The 20,187-nt window shown below is 43.5% G+C and carries 17 protein-coding genes; 7 read left to right on the forward strand and 10 right to left on the reverse strand.

Going from position 1 to position 20,187, the window contains the following annotated elements; all coding sequences use genetic code 11:
- The first annotated feature begins 106 nt into the window (after positions 1–106).
- Genes cobT through ACT3TU_RS09760 form a run of 3 tightly spaced genes read left to right on the forward strand, consistent with a single transcriptional unit; the run spans position 107 to position 2,625 of the window.
- Positions 107–1,165 (forward strand): nicotinate-nucleotide--dimethylbenzimidazole phosphoribosyltransferase, encoded by a 1,059-nt coding sequence (cobT, locus tag ACT3TU_RS09750; protein ID WP_192522935.1) that lies wholly within the window; start codon positions 107–109, stop codon positions 1,163–1,165.
- Positions 1,165–2,028 (forward strand): adenosylcobinamide-GDP ribazoletransferase, encoded by an 864-nt coding sequence (gene cobS / locus ACT3TU_RS09755; RefSeq protein WP_192522936.1) that lies wholly within the window; start codon positions 1,165–1,167, stop codon positions 2,026–2,028. The genes cobT and cobS overlap by 1 nt, the downstream gene beginning before the upstream one ends.
- 33 nt (positions 2,029–2,061) lie before the next feature.
- Positions 2,062–2,625 (forward strand): histidine phosphatase family protein, encoded by a 564-nt coding sequence (locus ACT3TU_RS09760; protein WP_192522937.1) that lies wholly within the window; start codon positions 2,062–2,064, stop codon positions 2,623–2,625.
- A gap of 62 nt (positions 2,626–2,687) precedes the next feature.
- Here ACT3TU_RS09760 and ACT3TU_RS09765 read toward each other — a convergent pair whose 3' ends face one another.
- From ACT3TU_RS09765 to ppsA, 6 genes are all read right to left on the reverse strand, one after another.
- On the reverse strand, positions 2,688–2,912 hold the full coding sequence (locus ACT3TU_RS09765; RefSeq protein WP_192522938.1) for a hypothetical protein: 225 nt from the start codon (positions 2,910–2,912) through the stop codon (positions 2,688–2,690).
- Positions 2,913–3,273: 361 nt separating this feature from the next.
- Complete coding sequence (gene rplI, locus ACT3TU_RS09770) at positions 3,274–3,786, reverse strand: 50S ribosomal protein L9 (protein WP_192522939.1); 513 nt, start codon at positions 3,784–3,786, stop codon at positions 3,274–3,276.
- A 25-nt stretch (positions 3,787–3,811) separates the two neighbouring features.
- Positions 3,812–4,039: a 30S ribosomal protein S18 gene (rpsR, locus tag ACT3TU_RS09775; protein WP_058368567.1), complete on the reverse strand. Its 228-nt coding sequence runs from the start codon at positions 4,037–4,039 to the stop codon at positions 3,812–3,814.
- Between the two features lie 16 nt (positions 4,040–4,055).
- A complete protein-coding gene (gene rpsF / locus ACT3TU_RS09780; RefSeq protein WP_192522940.1) occupies positions 4,056–4,454 on the reverse strand; it encodes a 30S ribosomal protein S6 in 399 nt (132 codons plus the stop codon).
- Between the two features lie 292 nt (positions 4,455–4,746).
- Positions 4,747–5,742 carry an RDD family protein gene (locus ACT3TU_RS09785; RefSeq protein ID WP_192522941.1) on the reverse strand — a complete coding sequence of 332 codons (996 nt, stop codon included), beginning with the start codon at positions 5,740–5,742 and terminating at the stop codon, positions 4,747–4,749.
- A 173-nt stretch (positions 5,743–5,915) separates the two neighbouring features.
- Positions 5,916–8,300, reverse strand: coding sequence for a phosphoenolpyruvate synthase (ppsA, locus tag ACT3TU_RS09790; protein ID WP_192522942.1), 2,385 nt, complete (start codon positions 8,298–8,300; stop codon positions 5,916–5,918).
- 748 nt (positions 8,301–9,048) lie between these two features.
- Here ppsA and ppsR point away from each other — a divergent pair.
- The 3 genes from ppsR (at position 9,049) to sthA (ending at position 12,165) form a co-directional block, all read left to right on the forward strand.
- The gene (ppsR, locus tag ACT3TU_RS09795; protein WP_225736896.1) at positions 9,049–9,945 is read left to right on the forward strand and encodes a posphoenolpyruvate synthetase regulatory kinase/phosphorylase PpsR; all 897 of its coding nucleotides are present in this window, start codon (positions 9,049–9,051) and stop codon (positions 9,943–9,945) included.
- A 90-nt stretch (positions 9,946–10,035) separates the two neighbouring features.
- A complete protein-coding gene (locus ACT3TU_RS09800; protein WP_192522943.1) occupies positions 10,036–10,440 on the forward strand; it encodes a hypothetical protein in 405 nt (134 codons plus the stop codon).
- Between the two features lie 81 nt (positions 10,441–10,521).
- Positions 10,522–12,165, forward strand: coding sequence for a Si-specific NAD(P)(+) transhydrogenase (sthA, locus tag ACT3TU_RS09805; protein WP_192522944.1), 1,644 nt, complete (start codon positions 10,522–10,524; stop codon positions 12,163–12,165).
- A 118-nt stretch (positions 12,166–12,283) separates the two neighbouring features.
- Here sthA and ACT3TU_RS09810 read toward each other — a convergent pair whose 3' ends face one another.
- From ACT3TU_RS09810 to ACT3TU_RS09825, 4 genes are all read right to left on the reverse strand, one after another.
- Entirely contained in the window at positions 12,284–13,474 is a 1,191-nt protein-coding gene (locus ACT3TU_RS09810; protein ID WP_192522945.1) for an ABC transporter permease, read from the reverse strand.
- Positions 13,474–14,787: an ABC transporter permease gene (locus tag ACT3TU_RS09815; protein ID WP_192522946.1), complete on the reverse strand. Its 1,314-nt coding sequence runs from the start codon at positions 14,785–14,787 to the stop codon at positions 13,474–13,476. Before ACT3TU_RS09815 ends, ACT3TU_RS09810 begins: the two co-directional genes overlap by 1 nt.
- A gap of 3 nt (positions 14,788–14,790) precedes the next feature.
- Entirely contained in the window at positions 14,791–15,999 is a 1,209-nt protein-coding gene (locus tag ACT3TU_RS09820; protein ID WP_192522947.1) for an HlyD family secretion protein, read from the reverse strand.
- 89 nt (positions 16,000–16,088) lie between these two features.
- Positions 16,089–17,726, reverse strand: coding sequence for a TolC family protein (locus ACT3TU_RS09825; RefSeq protein WP_444784321.1), 1,638 nt, complete (start codon positions 17,724–17,726; stop codon positions 16,089–16,091).
- Positions 17,727–18,313: 587 nt separating this feature from the next.
- Here ACT3TU_RS09825 and glpK point away from each other — a divergent pair.
- The gene (glpK, locus tag ACT3TU_RS09830; protein ID WP_192522949.1) at positions 18,314–19,915 is read left to right on the forward strand and encodes a glycerol kinase GlpK; all 1,602 of its coding nucleotides are present in this window, start codon (positions 18,314–18,316) and stop codon (positions 19,913–19,915) included.
- The last annotated feature ends 272 nt before the right edge of the window (positions 19,916–20,187 follow it).

Genomic DNA, 20,187 nt, shown 5'->3' on the forward strand with positions numbered 1-20,187 from the left:
TACAAATCTTCAGGTTAGGGTGGTTCAATTAGCTTAATCTTATCATCATAAATTGGTTAATCTGCTAACATAGACGCCTATTTTTTATAACGTTTAGGATTATTCATTGAACACATTTATCGCGCCTATTATTCCCAATATAAAAAATAGCGACTTACGTCAACAGCTGCAGCAAATCATAGACCAAAAAACCAAACCGCTTGGTGCATTAGGACGTTTAGAGACATTAGCGTTGCAACTGGGTATGATTCAAGGCACCACCACACCGCATATTGAGCAGCCACAAATCCGAGTATTTGCTGCCGACCATGGTTTGACCAAGCATGGCACGTCAGCGTTCCCTAGTACTGTTACTGCGCAGATGGTTATTAACTTTTTGCAGGGTGGCGCTGCTATCAATGTACTCGCACGCCAACATGATATTGAATTAAAGGTCGTTGATGCAGGGGTAGATGCCGACTTTGGCAACTCTACTTTTAAAAACCATCCGAAATTGCTTGATTATAAAGTCCGTCGCGGTAGTCGTGACGCGCTAACAGAACCCGCGATGACAGAAGATGAATGCTTAGCTGCGCTTGAAAGTGGTAAGCGAGTGGTGGAGGATATACCCGGCAATTTGTTGATTGTTGGAGAAATGGGTATTGGTAACACCTCAGCGGCGAGTTTATTGTTGGCGAGATTAGGAGATTTATCCATTGAAGATTGTATCGGGCGCGGTACTGGTCTTGACGATGCAGGGTTACAGCACAAGGCAACTATTTTGACGCAAGTATTAGAGCGTCATCATGACGTAAACTCACCATTGCTCGCATTGGCGGCATTGGGCGGGCTAGAGATTGCTATGATGGCAGGTGCGCTGGTGCAGGCAGCCAGTGAACGACGTATTCTTTTAATCGATGGTTTTATTGCCAGCGTCGCGTTATTAGTGGCGGAGCGTTTAGCGCCAGGTGTCGCACAGTACGCTGTATTTGCACATCATTCTGTCGAGCCGGGGCATGGGCATTTATTAAAATTACTAAACGCTGAGCCGCTACTTAATATGGGTATGCGTTTAGGTGAGGGTAGCGGTGCAGCGTTAGCGTATCCACTATTGCAATCGGCTTGTGCCATTATCAATGAAATGGCAAGTTTTAGTGACGCAGGTATTAGCGGACAAAATAACTGATGACACAATCAAAAAATCACTCAACATCGCCAAATAACCCTTTACCTAAACCATCCATTGTCGAGTTTATAAAATATGAATGGCGCCTAGTATTGGTTGCTATCCAGTTTTTAACGCGATTGCCAGTACCACAATTTACCCATTATAATCCGCAATGGTTGCACGAAAGTAGTCGCCATTTTCCCGCAGTAGGTTTGCTCGTCGGTTTGCTTTGCGCTGGCGTATTTTGGCTTGGCAGTGTCTTATTTACCCCATTAGTTGCAGCGGTAATAAGCACCGCTTTCGGGATTAAATTAACGGGCGCTTTTCACGAAGACGGGCTTGCCGATAGTTGTGATGGATTGGGTGGTGGTCTAACTCGCGAGCGTACGTTGGAGATTATGAAGGATTCGCGCCTAGGGACTTATGGTGTTTTAGGTTTAGTATCCGCATTATTAATTAAAATCAGCTTATTGGCTTCTATGCCGTTATTTGTTGCTATCGTTGCCTTGATTGTTGGACACACTGCTTCACGCTTGTTGTGTATTAGCTTACTTACTTTGCTGCCCTATGGCGGTGAGATTGAGCATGCCAAGGCCAAACCTATGGCGCAGCAGCTAACGCCATTACAAGGGTTATATAGCAGCGGTTGGTTGCTATTAGCACTTGGTCTAGTCACGTTTATGTTTCCCTATACGGTGCAGCAGATCGGCTTTGCTCAATGGCTATTGGCATTAGTATTAGCGCTGATAGCGACAGATTATATGCGGCGATTATTACGTAGGCGTTTAGATGGTTATACCGGTGATGGGTTGGGTGCGACGCAGCAACTTAGTGAAATCGCTATTTATGTAGGACTCGCTGCCATTGTGTCATTCATATAAGGTTTAAAGGTTAGAAAAGGATAGGAATAGTTAATGATTGTTCATATGTGGCGTCATCCTAAGCCGATTGCTGCCGAAGGGTTTTGTATCGGACAGACAGATCTCAGTGTTGATAGGCGTAAACTAAAGCGCCTTGCTAATAAAATTCAGCGTTTTGTACGCCTGCATCGATTACCAAAAGTTATTTGGGTCAGCCCATTACAGCGCTCACTACGAGTCGGGCAAATATTGGCGCAACGTGGTTTTGAATGTCGAGTGTCAAAGGAGCTTGCGGAGATTGATTTTGGTATTTGGGATGGGCAGGCTTGGGCGCAGATTGAAAAACAAGAAATTGATGACTGGTGCGATAACTTTGCGAATTTCTCTCCTGCAAAAGGGGAAAGTTTGCAGCAATTATTTGACCGTGTTGAGCGATGGTTGCATGCAAGGGTAGCTGAAAGTGGCTATGAACATAACCATAAATTCCTCTTAATGGTCGGTCATGCCGGTTGGATAAATGCTGCCAAGATGATTGCCGCTGACCAAGAGGTACCAAAACTGGCCAATAAGTGGCCACGACCCGTGAATTATCAATCATGTAGCCGGCTAGAGTTTTAATCCGAAAGACCCTATTTTTCCAAAACACTCCTATACAGTTTGTATCTAAAGATAATCACTATCTAAGCAATCTTATCAAACCAAGCTTTGCTGTCTTCTGCTGTCATAGAATCAAAGCTCACATAAATGCCTTCGTTATCTAATGTCGCATACCAGTGATCATCATTGCTGCCCGTTAATAGCTGGAAGTATTTATTATTGACGATTCTACCGACGGTATAGATTTCACCTTTTGAGTAAAAATCATTACCTTGAATACATAGTAGTTTATCATCAGTGTTTATCATGTTGTCGTACCCTGTCGTTATCAAAAAATAAGAAATCAAAAAATAAGAAATCAAAAAATAAGAATCTATAAATTAGACACAGGGAGGGTAGCAACTCAAACTAGGTTAATAAAGACGACTTTGTGGGTAGTATCTTATTGTTAAGTATAGGAATTATTAGGCATTTACTACAAATTATTGCTGGAATATATCACTATACAATTTACTGTTAAAATCATTAGTTAAGGAACGGTTTTCGGATATAGTATTCAAACGTTCTATTCCTAAGAGACAGGGTAGAGTATTTGTCAAATTATAGATATAAAAAAACCAGCAACATGACGTTACTGGTTTTTTTAGACTACTTCTAGATATTCAAAAATTACTCTTCTGAATAGTCTTCGTTGTCGTCTTCAACTTCTTCTTCTGCTGAATCTTCGTTATCACCATCTTCTGAAAGAATGGTTACTAAGATGCTAGCGGTAACGTCATGGTGTAGCTGAATATCAACATTGTATTCGCCAATTTGACGTAAAGTACCTTCAGGTAGCTTGATTTCAGCACGGTCAACTTCTAGACCTGAGTTCGTCAATGCTTCAGCGATATCGCGAGTACCGATAGAGCCGAATAGCTTGCCTTCGTCACCTGATTTAGCGCGCATAATAACATTAACGTCAGTCAATGCATCGGCACGTTCTTGAGCAACGCTTACTTCTTTTGCTTCTTCAGCTTCAAGCTCGGCACGACGTGCTTCGAACTTTTCAATGTTAGCTGCAGTAGCAGGTAGCGCTTTGCCCTGAGGGATAAGAAAGTTACGACCGTAACCTGGTTTCACATCGACAGTTTCACCGAGTTTACCAAGGTTGACGATACGCTGTAACAAAATAATTTGCATGAGTCATTCCTAGTTAACGGTTAAATTACTGATGGTTGTCAGTATACGGAAGTAGCGAAAGGTAACGAGCTTGCTTGATAGCAGTGGCCAGTTGACGCTGATATTTAGTAGATGTACCGGTAATGCGGCTTGGTACGATTTTACCATTATCACTGATGTACTGTTTTAGCAATTCAACATCTTTATAATCGATGTGAGTGATGCCTTCAGCAGTGAAACGGCAGAATTTGCGACGGCGATAGAAACGTGCCATGAGTATTCTCCTTTAATTAGTCTTCACTGTTGTCGTTGTCGTCGTTTTCACGATTGTCTGGACGACGAGTAGTTGCTTTGCGTGCGCGTTTTTCATCGGCATTCTTGGCTAACTGCGACTCTTCAGTGACAGCTTCGTCACGGCGCATAACTAGACTACGAATGATCGCGTCGTTATAACGGAATAATTCTTCAAGTTCAGCTAAAGTTTCACCGTCAGTTTCAATGTTGAAAAGAACGTAATGAGCTTTGTGAATCTTGTTGATCGGGTAAGCCAACTGACGACGGCCCCAATCTTCTAAACGATGGATAACACCGTTGTTGTCTTGAACTAACTTGATGTAGCGCTCAACCATGCCGACCACTTGGTCGCTTTGGTCTGGGTGTACAAGTAACACCAGTTCGTAATGTCGCATTATGACTCCTTACGGATTAGTAGCTATTAACCCTATGTTAATAGCAAGGAGATTTATAAAGTAAACCCAATACTCATTAAATAGGATAAAAATAATGAAGAATAAGCTTAGTTTATAAAGCGCCGTATTATAACAGTACTCATTCATTAACACAAAGGTTAATCGCTAAGCCACTGCTAATAAAATATAAAAGCAATAAACTGCTTTCTATCAATAAAAAAGGCAACGTGAATACGCTGCTTTTTTATTACAATTTTAGAAGGTATGATTTATAGTCAGAATGACAGATAAACTATTTTATTTTTGGTTCTTTTACCAGCTGGCTACTATCGGCTTTTACCACTAAGGTTTTAGCCAGTTTATCATGCCAACCAATATTTTCAGGGCTTTTCGATGCCATATAATAATGAATAGCAATGATCACAAAGCCTAAAAAGCTGGTAAATGAGAACAGTAAGTTGTAAATAATGAACAACAGCAAGGTACGCATGCCGATGAGTTTACCAAAAGAGGGTAAACGATGGGTGGTTTGATCGACCACGCGGATACCCGTAATTAGCTTACCTAGCGATTGACCACGCAAAGTGATAAATACCAATTGTAGAGCAAACAGGCCAAAGACCATCACTTGTGACATCATCAATATGCTACTAGGAAGACTCTCCATCAGCGTCATTGAGTATTGATACGCTGCGTCCATATTTTGGATATCTTGAAACTTGCTATAGTCGACGTCCATTTTGGTTAATGCCATGACTAGCGGAAAGATAGCCAGTAAATACAATAAACCATTGAGTGCAGTCGCAAGTACTCGCGACATAATTGGGGCAAGCACCATATTACCAACGACTTTATCTTTACTAGAGACCGTTTTGTTGGCATTAGATTTATTTAATGACACATTGTTATGCGGCGTGTGCTGACGATTGGTGACCATATCGACTTTCACATCTTTATCGGTCGCTTTTGGGCGTTCAGGCTTGCCATACAATCTGTCTAACGACACTGATTTACCATCTTGGTCATTGCTGACATTATCTTCAGGAAAGACCGTGACGTTATTGATAATAGAGTCATTGACCTCAGGGTTGCTAGTGTTAGTAGGCCTATATACTGTTTGATTGTTGGTCAAGTTACCTACACGTTGCCATTGGTCTAAGCCGTCATGCCAGATCAAATCATCGAGCAACACTTCGCCAGATGCCAACATGATGTTGAGCTGCTCCAAATTGTATGGACCAGCCTGTACGTTATTTCGAGCAAGGAAAATCTGCATAATTGCCTGCATAGTTAGTCATATCTCAAGTCACTGTTTTTTAAAAACTGTCTCTTAAAAACTGTCTTTAAGTCATTATTTATAATACATAATATTAGGGCCTATTTAATATTTTTCAAATAGACCCTGCTATAGTTGTATCTTAAATGCCGGTGTGAATTAACGTTGTGACTTAACGTTACGGCTTATTTGGTCTCTTCACCTGCTAAGAAGAACCAAGTATCAAGTACTGAGTCAGGGTTCAATGACACTGAGTTGATGCCTTGTTCCATGAGCCAGTAAGCAAGGTCTGGATGATCTGATGGACCCTGACCACAAATACCGATGTATTTACCAGCTTTGTTACAAGCCTCAATAGCCATAGACAATAGCTTCTTAACGGCAGGATCACGCTCATCAAATAGATGTGAGACGATACCTGAGTCACGGTCAAGACCTAGTGTTAGCTGAGTCAAGTCGTTTGAACCGATTGAGAAACCATCGAAGTGCTCTAGGAATTCTTCTGCTAGTAACGCATTGGTTGGTAGCTCACACATCATGATGACGCGTAGACCGTTCTCGCCACGTTTTAGGCCATTTTTTGCCAACAGTTCGATGACTTCAGCTGCTTCACCAACGGTACGGACGAATGGAATCATAATCTCGACGTTGGTCAAGCCCATTTCATCACGGACACGCTTAAGGGCTTTACACTCAAGCTCAAAGCAGTCACGGAAATTATCAGAAACATAACGGCTAGCACCACGGAAACCAAGCATTGGGTTTTCTTCTGATGGCTCGTACAGTTTACCACCTAAAAGGTTGGCATATTCGTTTGATTTAAAGTCTGACATACGAACGATAACTGGCTGATCCATAAAAGCGACGGCTAGGGTTGAGATGCCTTCGACCAATTTATCGACATAGAAGTCAACCGGTGAGGCATAACCTGCGATACGCTCATTGATTGCTTGTGAGATTTCACGTGGTAAGCTGTTCATGTTGAGCAAGGCTTTTGGATGCACACCAATCATACGGTTGATGATAAATTCAAGACGTGCAAGACCGATACCTTCGTTTGGCATTTGGGTAAATGAGAAGGCACGGTCTGGGTTACCGACGTTCATCATGACTTTAAAGGCAAGCTCTGGCATAGACTCAACAGAGTTGGTCTGTACTTCAAAATCAATCTGACTTTCATAGATGAAGCCAGTATCACCTTCGGCACAAGAAGCAGTTACGTCTTGACCGTCAACCAATAACTCAGTGGCATTACCACAACCAACGATGGCTGGTACGCCAAGTTCACGGGCGATAATCGCTGCGTGACACGTACGTCCACCACGGTTGGTAATAATAGCAGAAGCACGTTTCATGACTGGTTCCCAATCAGGATCGGTCATGTCTGATACCAGTACGTCGCCTTCTTCTACTTTGTCCATCTCGTTTAGGTTGCTAACGATACGTACTTTACCTGAGCCGATGCGCTGACCAATTGAGCGACCTTCGCACAATACTTTGGCACCAGTGGTGTCGATGATGTAGCGTTCCATTACGTTGCTGTCTTGACGGCTCTTAACGGTTTCAGGACGGGCTTGGACGATAAAGATTTCACCGCTATCGCCGTCTTTTGCCCATTCGATGTCCATCGCTTGACCATAATGCTTCTCAATCGTCATCGCTTGCTTGGCAAGTGAGTTCAGCTCTTCAGTAGATAGAGAGAACTGCATACGCTCTTGTTTTTCGACATCAACGATTGTTACGGATTTAGTGGTGCTGCCTTCATCACCATAAATCATTTTCTTATGTTTGCTACCGAGGTTACGGCGAATGACCGCAGGTTTGCCATTTTCAAGTAATCTTTTGGAGATATAGAATTCGTCAGGGTTTACCGCGCCTTGTACGACCATCTCGCCCAAACCATAGCTTGAAGTGATAAAGACCACTTGGTCAAAACCACTTTCTGTATCTAAGGTGAACATCACACCAGCGGCGCCAGTTTCTGAGCGAACCATACGTTGTACAGCAGCAGATAGGGCAACGCCTTCGTGCTCAAAGCCTTTATGTACACGATAAGAGATGGCACGGTCATTATATAAAGAAGCAAAGACTTCTTTAATCGCAAGTAGGACATTATCAATACCACGAATGTTCAGATAAGTTTCTTGCTGACCGGCAAATGAAGCATCTGGCAAATCTTCAGCAGTCGCAGACGAACGCACAGCAACGGCGATATCTTCGCCGCCGCTCATGGTTTCAAATGACTGACGCACTTCTTGCTCAAGGTCTTTTGGCAGCTCTTGCTCAATAATCCACGTACGAATTTTTTTACCCGTAGCAGCCAGCTTGTTAACATCATTGACGTCTAATGTTTTTAGCTCGTTGTTGATTTTTTCAAGCAAGCCTGTTTCTGTCAAAAAGCGGTTGAACGCATTTGAAGTGGTGGCAAAGCCGCCTGGAACGCTAACGCCCAAATCAGATAGATGGCTGATCATCTCGCCAAGCGAGGCATTCTTACCACCGACCATATCAATGTCGTTTTTTCCTAGCTGATCAAGATTGATTACAAGTGCTGTAGATTGCGCTGCCATGATAACTCCAGAAAATAAGGTTATTTAGTAAAGATTATAATGGTGGATTATACCCCTATATTTTAAGAATTTCGAGGGTTAGAACCAAAGTATTTGTCAAAAAGATACAAATTGTGGGCTTTGCTACATAATTTACGCAGGATATGCCAAATTATAAATTTTTAAGGGTTGGTTCAATGCTAATAAAAGCCAATATGACGTTGGCTGATAGTGATAAGCCCGCTTTATCATAAAACAGCTAAATAGTATCAATTTACTATAAAGAGCTATGTTTTACTATAAAGGAGCTATATTCCAAAATAGTATTCTATTGGCATAAATTTTTCTTACTTGCTACTTATCAGCGTGACAAAGGCTGAAAAAATATAGCCAATAGCCCTGTATGGTTTTTACAATGAATCTACTATAGCTATATATAGCAAATAACATATAGGACAAATTATGCTGAATTAAGATAAACATTAATGATAAAAGTGCAGGATTATTATCGTCAATTGCTATGACCAGACTAAAAATAATATTGGTTTCAATACTGATTGTAATGTTGTCTTTACTAAGTGTACGCCTGTAACATTAATTTCTATTGGGCCGCTATTGTGCGTATAATGTGAGCATGAATAATAGGCGCTTGTCGCTGTATAGATGTTCAATATCAGACTTATATAAAGTGGAAAATGAGTCTAAAATGAATGAATAATAAAAGCTAAATAAAGATTACTATTGTGTTTTTAATCGAGGTGTCAAAGTTATGTACTCAAGCAATCCCGCTGAACAAGTGAAACCTACCATTCAAAACCGCCATGCGCTAAACTTAGACAGCTCACAAGCCATCAGAACGGCATTTTTTATCTCAGATGGGACAGCGATTACTGCTGAGACACTGGGTCGTGCTATTTTGAGTCAGTTTGCCTCGGTGCCTTTTGAGACGCGAGTGCTACCTTATGTCGATAGCTTAGAGCGCGCCGAAGATGCCGTCGAACAAATCAATATGGCCTATCAAAGAGACGGGTTGCTACCTTTGGTATTTGATACGATTGTTAGCCCTGAAATTCGTCAAAAAATCAATTCTGCGCACGGCTGTAACCTAGACATGTATGAAGGACTGATAGGGCGCGTCGCTGAAGAGACTGGCGTAGAGCCGGATGGACATTCCGGTCATGCACACGATGATGTCGATTCTGAGACTTATAAAGAGCGTATTGATGCGGTACATTTTGCGCTAGACAACGACGATGGTGCGCGCACGCGTCATTATAATGCCGCCGATATCATACTGGTTGGGGTGTCTCGTTCGGGTAAAACACCGACGTCACTATACTTAGCTTTACAGTTTGGAATTCGAGCAGCCAATTACCCGCTGACCGAAGATGATTTGTACGACAATCAGCTACCAAATGCGTTACGCGAGCACAAGGACAAGCTGTTTGGTTTGCTCATCGATACCGATCGCTTGGTAAAAATCCGCCAAGAACGCCGTGCGGGCAGTCGTTATTCGAGCTATCAGCAATGTCAGCAAGAGCAGCGAGCGATACAAGGGATTTATATTACCCATGGTATTCCAAGCTTAGACGTGTCTGAGATGTCTGTTGAAGAGATTGCCACTCGTATCCTACAAATGACAGGTCTCAAACGCCGTATTGGTTGATAAAGTTTGAGTGTAAAAACCAGCCCCACTTAACAAAAAATTATTGATGCCCGTTATTCAATACCCTCTCATTACCATATAGAGAATATTATGAGTTTATCCTATTCGTCTAGCAAGACACCTTTATTGATGGCCAGTTTACTGAGTGCGGTCGGCTTACTTAGTGCCTGCCAGACGTCACCTTTTGCGCGTGAGCCAGTAGCTGAACCACGTTATATTCCAACTATCGTCTTGGGTGAAGCACAAACACTAACGATTATGCCCAATCGTGTTGCCTGTGCATCGGCATTACCGATGCAGTGCTTGCTTGCCAAATCAAGCAAAAATGGCAGCGTGTTCCAGGTTCCTTATGACTGGGTCGATGATTTCGAACCCAGCCTTGGCACAGAATACATCATTAGTGCCCGCCCGCAGATTGATGAAGGAAAGAAAAGCCTGACCGGGCATTGGACATTGCAAAACATACTATCACAACGTATGGTAGGCACGCCTTAGTACTGTAGTCTTGACTCATGAAAATAGTGTGTCATGCATAGTCTAAATATCAAATAAATAAGTAAATATAAAGAGGACACGATGGGAAGTAAAAAACCAAGCGACGCGACCAATGATATCGGGAAAGACACTCATACCGAAGTATCGAATAAAGAAAGCGGTCACGTGCCCAATCCCGAGCACACCGAAGGCAAAAACAAAAAACAAAATATTGAGCAAACCCACGAACAAATCAAAGACGATGCCCTGTATCATCCTGATCTTATTAATCCACTTGATGATACGCGAATCGATATCAAATCTGGTTTTGCCAAGGACTCGCGCCGTTTAAAAAGCGATGACCATGAGTATGAGTATGATGCGGTTGTCCTAGGTGCAGGCCCTGCTGGTGAAGCGGCTGCCATGAAGTTGACCAAATCGGGTAAAAGAGTGGTGGTCATTGATCCGCGAGATCAAGTTGGTGGTAACTCTACTCATGTGGGCACTATCCCGAGTAAAGCACTACGCCAATCGGTATTTAACTTGATTAACTTTCGCCGTGATCCTATGTTTGCCAATGCGATGGAGTATAAACAGGTTCCTCTAAACAAAGTGCTGGCCAATGCACGAAAAGTTATTCGCAATCAAGTCGGTACGCATAAACGTTTTTATGAGCGTAACCGTATCGAAGTTATCCAAGGTTGGGCAAGTTTTGTCGATGCGCATACTTTACGTATCGAAACCGATGAAAATGTCTTTGAACAAATTACTTTTAATAAAGCCATTGTCACCGTCGGTAGCCGCCCATACCGCCCTGAAATCTTAGACTTTAATCATCCGCGTGTTTTTGACTCTGATAAAATCCTACAAATGGATTATATCGTCAAAAAGATTATTATTTATGGTGCTGGGGTGATTGGTTGTGAGTACGCTTCTATCTTTACCGGTCTTGGTTATAAAGTTGATTTGATCAATAACCAAAACCAGCTACTAAGCTACTTAGATAGTGAAATCAGTGATGCTATCGCCCATGACTTTAGACAGTTCGGTGTGCTTATCCGCAGTAATGAAGAGATTGACCATCTTGAGACCCATGATGATTATGTCGTTCTGCATTTAAAGAGCGGTAAGCGCATCAAGTCTGATGCCATCCTTTGGTCGAATGGTCGCTCAGGTAACACCGAAGGGTTAAATTTAGAAGCCATCGGGCTTGAAGCCAATAGCCGTGGTCAGCTCAAAGTCGATGATACTTATTGTACTGAGATTAAAAATATTTATGCTGCGGGTGATGTTATCGGTTGGCCGTCGCTGGCTTCTGCTGCTTATGATCAAGGTCGCTGTGCTGCCGCCTTTATGGTGGGTGATAGTGATGCCGAGCCAGTATCAAGCGTACCGACTGGTATTTATACGATTCCTGAAATCTCCAGCATTGGTAAGACTGAGCAAGAGCTGACGGATGAAAAGGTCCCTTATGAAGTGGGTCAGGCGTTCTTTAAGCACCTAGCACGGGCGCAGATTATTGGTGAACGCTCGGGCGTTCTAAAAATATTATTCCATCGCGATACATTGGAGATTCTAGGCATTCATTGTTACGGCAACCATGCCTCAGAGATTATTCATATTGGCCAAGCGGTAATGAAGTGTAATGCGACGCTTGAGTATTTTGTGAATACGACCTTTAACTATCCAACGATGGCAGAAGCGTATCGCGTAGCAGCATTGAATGGTCTGAATCGTGTGTTCTAAACATTAAAAAGCTGAAAGTTAGTGAATAAAAAAGCGTCTGCAAATATTGCAGGCGCTTTTTTTACTTCAATACTTTTGCTTCAATACCTTAATATTTCGATGTTTCGATTGTCTTTGATTATGCTGTTTTGTTATGTGAAGTCAATCTGCGAAACAATAGCAGTAATATAAAGTAAAGTAGCCATAACGCGGCAAGCGCATAAAAACCTGTCGCCACTTGCGTAACACTCGCGCCCATTTGATTGAGCTGGACAGAAGTGTTGATACCAGGCGTTGTTGGTATTAACCAACGTATGACTTGCAAAAACTCTGGAAGTTGATTGGCCGGCCACGGATAACCACTAACAAAAAACATTGGTAGTGAGCTAAAAATTAAGATTTGCATACTGCGCTCACGCTGACGAAACCAAAGCCCCAATACGCAACCGAGTGTCGCTACTGTCGGACAAAATAGCAGTAGAAATAATAGACTGCCAAGCATGTTTTGTCCGCGTGGATAATGGTGCAGCTCGAACGCCCAGCCATAATAAAAGCAGCCAACCACAAAGCTAAGCATACTTAGCGCAGCAATACGGCCAAGCCAGCCGCGAATACTGGTTCTATGGCGACGTTGCTCATACCACGTGCCAATCAGCATTGCCGTCGACATCAAAAGGGTTTGCTGCAAAATAAGAATAGACACCGCGGGCACGACATAAGCGCCGTAGCCTTCCGTCTGATTGTATAAAGGAACAATCTTTAATGGCACCGCTTGGGTGTTGGCTGCTGCGGTCGCTGAATAAGCCCCTTGCGCGACGCTTTTCTTAACTTCGATACCGGCTGATACGGTACTAACGGCCTGTAAAAACCCCAGTTGTACGTTTTTATTTAACAGAAAATAACCACCATTGCCAAGCACGCTGACGCTAGCAGCTTTTCCAGATTGTACTTGCTGCTCAAGCCCACTAGGGACAATCATATAGCCCGCGATTTCATCAGCCCACATAGCTTCTTTGGCTTCTTGCTCATTCAAAAAGCGCTGCGTATCCAGCTGCGGGCTTGCGTTGGCATAACGGACGATGGTTTGCGATAAGTTACTATTGTCTTTATCGATAATACCGACAGGCACATGATTCACGACTTCGGTAGAATACGGCCAAGGATAAAAGAAGCCATAGATAATAGGCGCAATCATTAATAGTAGTAATACGCCTTTATCAGAAAATATGTCTTTAATCGTTTGAAAAAAGCTGCCTAAAAATCCTTGAGTTGAAGGGGCCTTTTTTGAATCTGAGGTGGTAGTAGATAACTTATCTTTTGATGATGACATTAGCGTGCTCCCCAGCGTTCAGGATGCGCCAGCGCGCGTTTACTCAGTAAGGCGGTAAGGTACATAGTGATAAGCGTCGCTATAGTAAGCCCGTAGACAATTGGTAGTGAGATGGCAACAGGTGCTTGCATTTGTAACTGGGCAATATGTAGCTTCAAATAATGGGTGAGCGGTAGGGCGTCCGACCAATGCTTGGCGCTGTCGCTGATAGCGATATAAGGAAAAGTGACCCCAGCAAATGCATAAGAAGGCGCTGAAATAAAACCAGTAGCTGACAGGCCCATACGCAACGAGAACGAGGTCAAAGTAAAGATAGCGCCAAGCCAAAATGACAACATCATCAGTAATACAAGACCGAAATAAGTGGCAATGAGGGAGCTGATAGCCACTATTTGCTGCGGAGCTGCAAGCCACAGTGCCAGTATTGACCATATACTGTAAGCCAATGTTGGCCAAAAATACTTACCCAACAAACCACTTAATAACACGAGAGTGCTGACTTGTCTAGATTTGACATCTTTAATAGGTATTGGGGGTTTATTGTCATTACTTTGGACGTTTCCATCCCCTAGAACAGCTGCTTTATTTTCTTCAATCTGTGCTAAATCAGGGCGACCAGTATCAATAAAGTCGTACCAACGACCGATTCGCTTATCTCGTAATTCACGCCCAATCGTCGTGGCTCCAATGACCATTGCCAAAATATGTAACAGGGCAGGAATGACGGTCGATGCCAAAAACTGCTGGTAATCGGTGGCTGCATTAAACAAACTGATGCGCTGAATGCCGACAGGTGAGTAATTAATCGCCGCTTGGGATGGCGCCATTCCTTGCTTCACCAGACGTTGTATCTCCACACCGGCTGATAGCGTTGCGATAACTGATTGAACACTGGTTTGAATGATGCCTGAGTGGGTGCCGTATTGAGCGTTTACTTGCAGCACGATAGGCGAAGGCTTACTTGAGGAGATATTGCGAGAGAAATCCTCGGGAATAATCACCACGGCATAGATATCACGTTGCAAGATAGCGGATTCTGCAGCAGCTGGCGAGTGATAAAGCTGTTTGACGGTTAGGTTAGGATTGGCTTCCAAATAACGCACAGCGGTATTGGCGACAGGACCCCGATCATTATCAATGACTCCAATGGGCAAATCTGTGATTTGTATTTGTGAAAAAATCCACCAAATCAATAGCACGGTGAGGAATGGTATCCAAACCACCATGCTAAAATCCCAAGGATTTTTGGCTAAAAAACGACGCTCGTAGGCAGCACTACGTACAAATGCTTCACCTAGTCTAATCAGGCGCATGGCTTACTCTTGGGTCTGATTAACAGGGGTTGAATTGAGACGTACAACCACGCTCATACCCGAGCGAATCCGCCTATCGGGAGAGGTTGGTCGCGCTTTAATCTCAAAGGTGCGAACATCAAAACCATCGTCATTATTGGTCGGGCGCCAAGTGGCAAAGTCAGATAACGTCGAGGTAGCATATACCGTAAACTGCTTGGTATAAGGTTTCTCAGGTGACGATAAAGCAGGGATAGTGCCCATAAATCGTTGACCAATCGCAAATTGATTAAGGTGCGTTTCAGTGACGTTTAACACTACCCATTGTTCATCGGTATTGACCAAAGTAAGCAGAGGGACGCCTTGACCAATCACTTCTCCAGCGCTGACAATAACATTGTCCACGATACCAGCAATAGGGCTTCTTAGGTTGGCTTCTTCTTTTGCGACCAGCGCCTCTTCGAGCTTGGCATCGACTTGGGCTACTTGTGCGGTTGCTGCAGACTTATCTTCACTGCGAGCACCTTCTTTCGCCAAATCATACTGTAACCGAGCGGCTTCAGTCTGGTCTTGTGTGGCTTGATACTGCGCATAGGCCTCATCGCGTTTTTGCCGTGCCATTAGGCCTTCTTCGTACAGACGATTGACCCGCTGATAGGTGTTTTCGGCCAAATCAGACGCCGCTTTATTGGCTTGCCACGCCGCTTTTGCTTGGGCAATTTCTTGTGGGCGGGCACCGTTTTCTGCTTTATCGAGCTGGCTTTGTGCCATTTGTTTACCGGCACGTGCTTGATTGATCTTGGCGTTAATCTCAGGCGAGTCCATCTCGATCAGTTGCTGGCCAATTGTCACTGCCTCACCTTCTTTGACCAGAATTTGTGCAATACGCCCTGGAACTTTTGCCCCGATAGACGTTTGCTGCATTTGCATCTGTCCTTGCAAAGTAACTACTTTAGGCTCGCTATGTTGGTTACTTTTATATAGACCATAAGCAATGAAGCCCAAGACGATTAGAGCCACCAGTACTAAAACCATCTTTTTAATCTTCGCAGGCTTGTCAGTTTTTGCTGGATTGCGCTTATAACTGGGCACTGTTTGCTCTGGCTCAATATCGGTTGTATTGACCACAGGATCAGTAGACAACTGCTCATTATCAGTATTACCCGATTCTAATGATTGGTCTGAGTCGTTTAATTTACGTGCGTCGTCTGATTCGTTGCTAGATTCAGTCATGACAGTGAGATTCCTAAGGCAATAAAATCGGTAATAAGCAAAATAAGTCGTGTGTTGTCTGATTTTTTTAAAATGATAAACGAGCTGTGTTATTTTTCATATAAGGTCGGTAGTTGAATATCCGCAGCATTGAGATAAGTATTAAAGGCGAGCGGTGTGCCGCAGCTTTGCATGAGGGCGGCGAGTGACTGTACATAAGTATTCGCCGCTTGCGCTTGTTCGGTGCGCGCTTTGAGCGACTGCGTTTGTGCTTGGACGACCTCGATTGGCGTATTAACGCCTTCTTGAAGCCCCAAACGACGCAAACGTAATACTTCAGCAGCCAAATCCACGTTACTTTGTAATGCCTGATAACGAGATTGGGCATTGTTTACATCGTGCCAGTTTTTCTCGACCAGCAATAATAAGTTGTCACTAACTTCAATTTCAGACAAATCGGCTTGACGTACCTTGGCATTACTCGATGCTAGTGAGGCCGTTTTATCGAGTCCGCCCCACAGCTTCCAGCTTGCAGATATGCCTGCTACCCAGCTGGGGTCTTTTTCAACTTGTCCATAGCCGTATAACATGACAGTAGGTTTGTAACCTGTATCTGATAGCGCATGTAACTGCTGAGCCTGAGCACGTTTGGCGGCGACTTTTTGTAGACCGGGATGATTGGTGAGTGCCAAGTCCTGAAAGTAATTCACATCTGGTAGAGGGCGGCTGGAAACAAATAGCGGCGTCGAGGGTTTGATGCGATACTCAGTACGCAATAGACGCTGTAAAGCTATCATTGCGAGGCGTGCATCGTTATTGGCATTGACCGACTCGCTTTTTGCATCGGCAAGGGCGGATTTTGCTTCTAAGCGATCAACACGGGAGATAAAACCTTCTTCAAAAAGCCGCTGCGCCATATGGTCGGTCTGCTGCAAGGTATCATAGGCATCGTCGCGTAAATAGGCGGCAATGATGGCCAACTGTGCCTTAAAGTAACGTTCAATCAAGGTGTTATAAAGCTCGTTTTTATCTAAGATACTGTCGGCGACGGCTTCTTGGGTACGGGCATTAGAGGCGCCTGTCAAAGCAGTCGTGCGTCCAGCGGTATAAATAGGCCAAACCACGCCAAGTCCTGCGCCAGTTGTTGATCCTGAATGCTTTAAATTGTAAGAGTCTGGTAGGCGATCACCGACCAGTTCACCGAAATTAGGTAACTCTGGAATAGGAGGAATGACGCTATCAACATTATTATTAATGTCGTTGACGATGCCGTTTTTGAGCGTCGATAAATCGATATCCGTGTCTAAGTTGTAGGCATTGGCCGATACTTGAGCGAATACTAGCGGATTGTCTATGGTTTTGAGGGCGTCAGTTTCAAACTCACTAGAGGCAATCGCTGCTTGATTGGCGGCGATTTTTGGTGACACTTGCAATAAAACATTTTGCGCTTGTTCAAGACTTAACAAGCTAGACACTTCTAACGGATAACTGTTATCAATACTTTTGTGAGTGATGGGATCGATAAGAGTACTCAAGTCAGGCTGTCGCTCAGCGTTTTCGCTCTCAATAGTTGTAACAGTTGGGCTGTCTTGAGTGCCAATTTTTTGACTGTCATTTTGACTGTCATTTTGACTGTAATTTTGATGATTGGCATCGACAATCTGTGTCACATTGTCTGCTGTCAGCGCATTTTGTGATTTAATCGTATTATCGTTAGCACTTGCGAAGGGTGCTATCGTTAAGCTCATGAACGTAATCGTCAGCACAGCAGTAGACAGAGTCGATAAAGCAAATTTCATAAGTCACATAAGCCATTAATTAGAATGCAAAGTATTTAAAGTCAGCACAGTAAAGAAGTCTGTTATCCGTCACGCTGAGTATCAAACAGAATAAGTGTCGAAAATACCCATCGTTGACATAAGAACAGGCCCTAATTATTAACATCGGTGGTTGTTATAAGCTGCCACTGATAAAGCGAGGGCCATATTATAAACGATTAACAGACACTAAAAATACATTATTGATAACAAAGTATACACTGTAGTGCCACAATGGTGACGGGTCAATGCTCAGTATTTGCTTGTTTTACGTTGTGTCGACATTGTTTTTATGTTAGCTAACTATTTTTATATCAAATAATAACCTCATTTATAACAGTAGTACGTGGTTACCAACCAAACTGCCAACGTATCGATTTTATTTAGTACTGCCTATATCAAAGGCTCGAGATTGAATTGCTTTTAGGTCTGAGCCTTTCATTACACGATGGTTCATGAGCCATAGATAAGACTGTTGTATGCTATAAAAGTAAATAAAACAAGATAGGATGTGAGCGATGGCAGGATATATTTTGGCATTAGATCAAGGGACGACGTCGAGTCGAGCGATACTATACGATGACCACGCCCGTCCAATTAAAATAGCGCAGCAACCCACAACGTTAAAAACTCCACAAGCAGGCTTCGTTGAGCAAGATGCCCAGCAAATTTGGCAAACACAAATAAGCTGTGCCCATGATGTGATTAATCAGGCGGGACTGCTTGCGACCGATGTCAGTGGTATTGCGATTACCAATCAGCGTGAGTCTATTGTTATTTGGGATAAGCAAACAGGCAAGCCGCTGGCACCTGCTATTATTTGGCAAGACAGACGTACCGCCAGCTATTGTAAAACGCTCGCTGCTGAAAGTATTACTGGGGCTACCAAAGCCCGCGACAATAATCACGATGATATGGCAAGCGAAGTGCAACGTATCACAGGTCTGCGCCTAGACCCGTACTTTAGTGCCAGTAAAATCGCTTGGTTTTTAGAAAATGATCCCAAACTGAGCGTGCGCGCCAACAAGGGTGAGATAGCGGTTGGCACTATAGATAGTTGGCTTATATATAAGCTAACAGGCGGCGAGCATGTCATCGATGTGACCAATGCTTCTCGTACCTTATTATATGATATACACAAGCTGGCATGGTCAGAGGAGCTGTGCGCTCGTTTTGCGATACCTATGAATATTTTACCTAATGTGTTGCCCTCTGACGGCGACTTTGGCAAAACCAAAAAAGGACTGTTTGCCAAGCAAATCCCCATTCATGCGGTATTGGGTGACCAGCAAGCGGCATTGTTTGGACAAGGCTGCCTCGATGCTGGCATGGCAAAGAATACGTATGGTACAGGTTGCTTCATGCTGATGAATATTGGTCAGACCCCTAAACTTAGCGAACATAAGTTATTGACGACCATCGCATGGCAACGAAAATCAGCGCCAACGCGCCAAGAAAATCTATCGTTTGAGCAAATTGTACAATCAGGAAAGCGTATGCTACAGCCACCAAAAAAGGAAGTTACTTATGCCTTGGAGGGGAGTGTGTTTATGGCAGGAGCCATCGTTCAATGGTTGCGTGATAATCTAGGAATGATTCAAAAAAGTAGTGAAATCGAAGAGTTAGCGCGGCAAGTTGATAGCAGTGAGGGTGTGGTCATGCTGCCGGCATTTACAGGTCTGGGTGCGCCTTACTGGCGTTCGGATATCAGCGCCAGTATTACAGGTATGAGCCGCGGTACAACCAAAGCTCACATTGCCCGAGCAGCACTAGAGGCTGTGGCGTACCAAACTTATGATGTGCTTATTGCCATGCAAAAAGACAGTCCGCATCCACTCACCGAGCTCAGAGTAGATGGCGGCGCTGCAAACAATGACTTGCTCATGCAGTTCCAAGCAGACCTACTCGATGTGCCGGTGCTGCGCCCTAGAGATACAGAGATTACAGCTAAAGGTGCCGCGTTATTGGCAGGTTTGAAAACCGGCTTATACGATGAAGCAACCATGAAAGCGTCATGGCAAGTTGACCGGATTTTCGAGCCTACAATGTCTGCCGATATCCGTGAGCAACATCTTAATAAGTGGCAACAAGCCATCGATAGAGCATTGAAAGTGATATAAATGGGTGAGCAATTACATTAAATCAGTGTAACAAAACAATTAAAAATTACTTAAAATGTGGTGCTACCTTACAAAATCGTTATACAAATACAAGCTGTAACGCAAGACAGTCGTAATTTGGACACAGTTTACATAACCGGTCTATCGGTCAGTACCTACAAATTTCTATACTTTAGATGACTTAAACAAGACCGCTGGTTTTTAACGCTTACTATTTGTAGAACTTGATAACTTGGCGTTAAGTTAAAAGGCTAGTACTCAATAAATTTAAT

Source organism: Psychrobacter sp. AOP3-A1-26, assembly GCF_052378235.1.
Taxonomy (GTDB): Bacteria; Pseudomonadota; Gammaproteobacteria; order Pseudomonadales; family Moraxellaceae; genus Psychrobacter.

Excerpts from the sequence above, each read along its gene's own strand:
- cobS (WP_192522936.1), top strand. The coding sequence starts at position 1,165 with ATGACACAATCAAAAAATCACTCAACATCGCCAAATAACCCTTTACCT.
- ACT3TU_RS09760 (WP_192522937.1), top strand. The coding sequence starts at position 2,062 with ATGATTGTTCATATGTGGCGTCATCCTAAGCCGATTGCTGCCGAAGGG.
- ACT3TU_RS09765 (WP_192522938.1), bottom strand. The coding sequence starts at position 2,912 with ATGATAAACACTGATGATAAACTACTATGTATTCAAGGTAATGATTTT.
- rplI (WP_192522939.1), bottom strand. The coding sequence starts at position 3,786 with ATGCAAATTATTTTGTTACAGCGTATCGTCAACCTTGGTAAACTCGGT.
- rpsR (WP_058368567.1), bottom strand. The coding sequence starts at position 4,039 with ATGGCACGTTTCTATCGCCGTCGCAAATTCTGCCGTTTCACTGCTGAA.
- rpsF (WP_192522940.1), bottom strand. The coding sequence starts at position 4,454 with ATGCGACATTACGAACTGGTGTTACTTGTACACCCAGACCAAAGCGAC.
- ACT3TU_RS09785 (WP_192522941.1), bottom strand. The coding sequence starts at position 5,742 with ATGCAGGCAATTATGCAGATTTTCCTTGCTCGAAATAACGTACAGGCT.
- ppsA (WP_192522942.1), bottom strand. The coding sequence starts at position 8,300 with ATGGCAGCGCAATCTACAGCACTTGTAATCAATCTTGATCAGCTAGGA.
- ppsR (WP_225736896.1), top strand. The coding sequence starts at position 9,049 with ATGTACTCAAGCAATCCCGCTGAACAAGTGAAACCTACCATTCAAAAC.
- ACT3TU_RS09800 (WP_192522943.1), top strand. The coding sequence starts at position 10,036 with ATGAGTTTATCCTATTCGTCTAGCAAGACACCTTTATTGATGGCCAGT.
- sthA (WP_192522944.1), top strand. The coding sequence starts at position 10,522 with ATGGGAAGTAAAAAACCAAGCGACGCGACCAATGATATCGGGAAAGAC.
- ACT3TU_RS09810 (WP_192522945.1), bottom strand. The coding sequence starts at position 13,474 with ATGTCATCATCAAAAGATAAGTTATCTACTACCACCTCAGATTCAAAA.
- ACT3TU_RS09815 (WP_192522946.1), bottom strand. The coding sequence starts at position 14,787 with ATGCGCCTGATTAGACTAGGTGAAGCATTTGTACGTAGTGCTGCCTAC.
- ACT3TU_RS09820 (WP_192522947.1), bottom strand. The coding sequence starts at position 15,999 with ATGACTGAATCTAGCAACGAATCAGACGACGCACGTAAATTAAACGAC.
- ACT3TU_RS09825 (WP_444784321.1), bottom strand. The coding sequence starts at position 17,726 with ATGAGCTTAACGATAGCACCCTTCGCAAGTGCTAACGATAATACGATT.
- glpK (WP_192522949.1), top strand. The coding sequence starts at position 18,314 with ATGGCAGGATATATTTTGGCATTAGATCAAGGGACGACGTCGAGTCGA.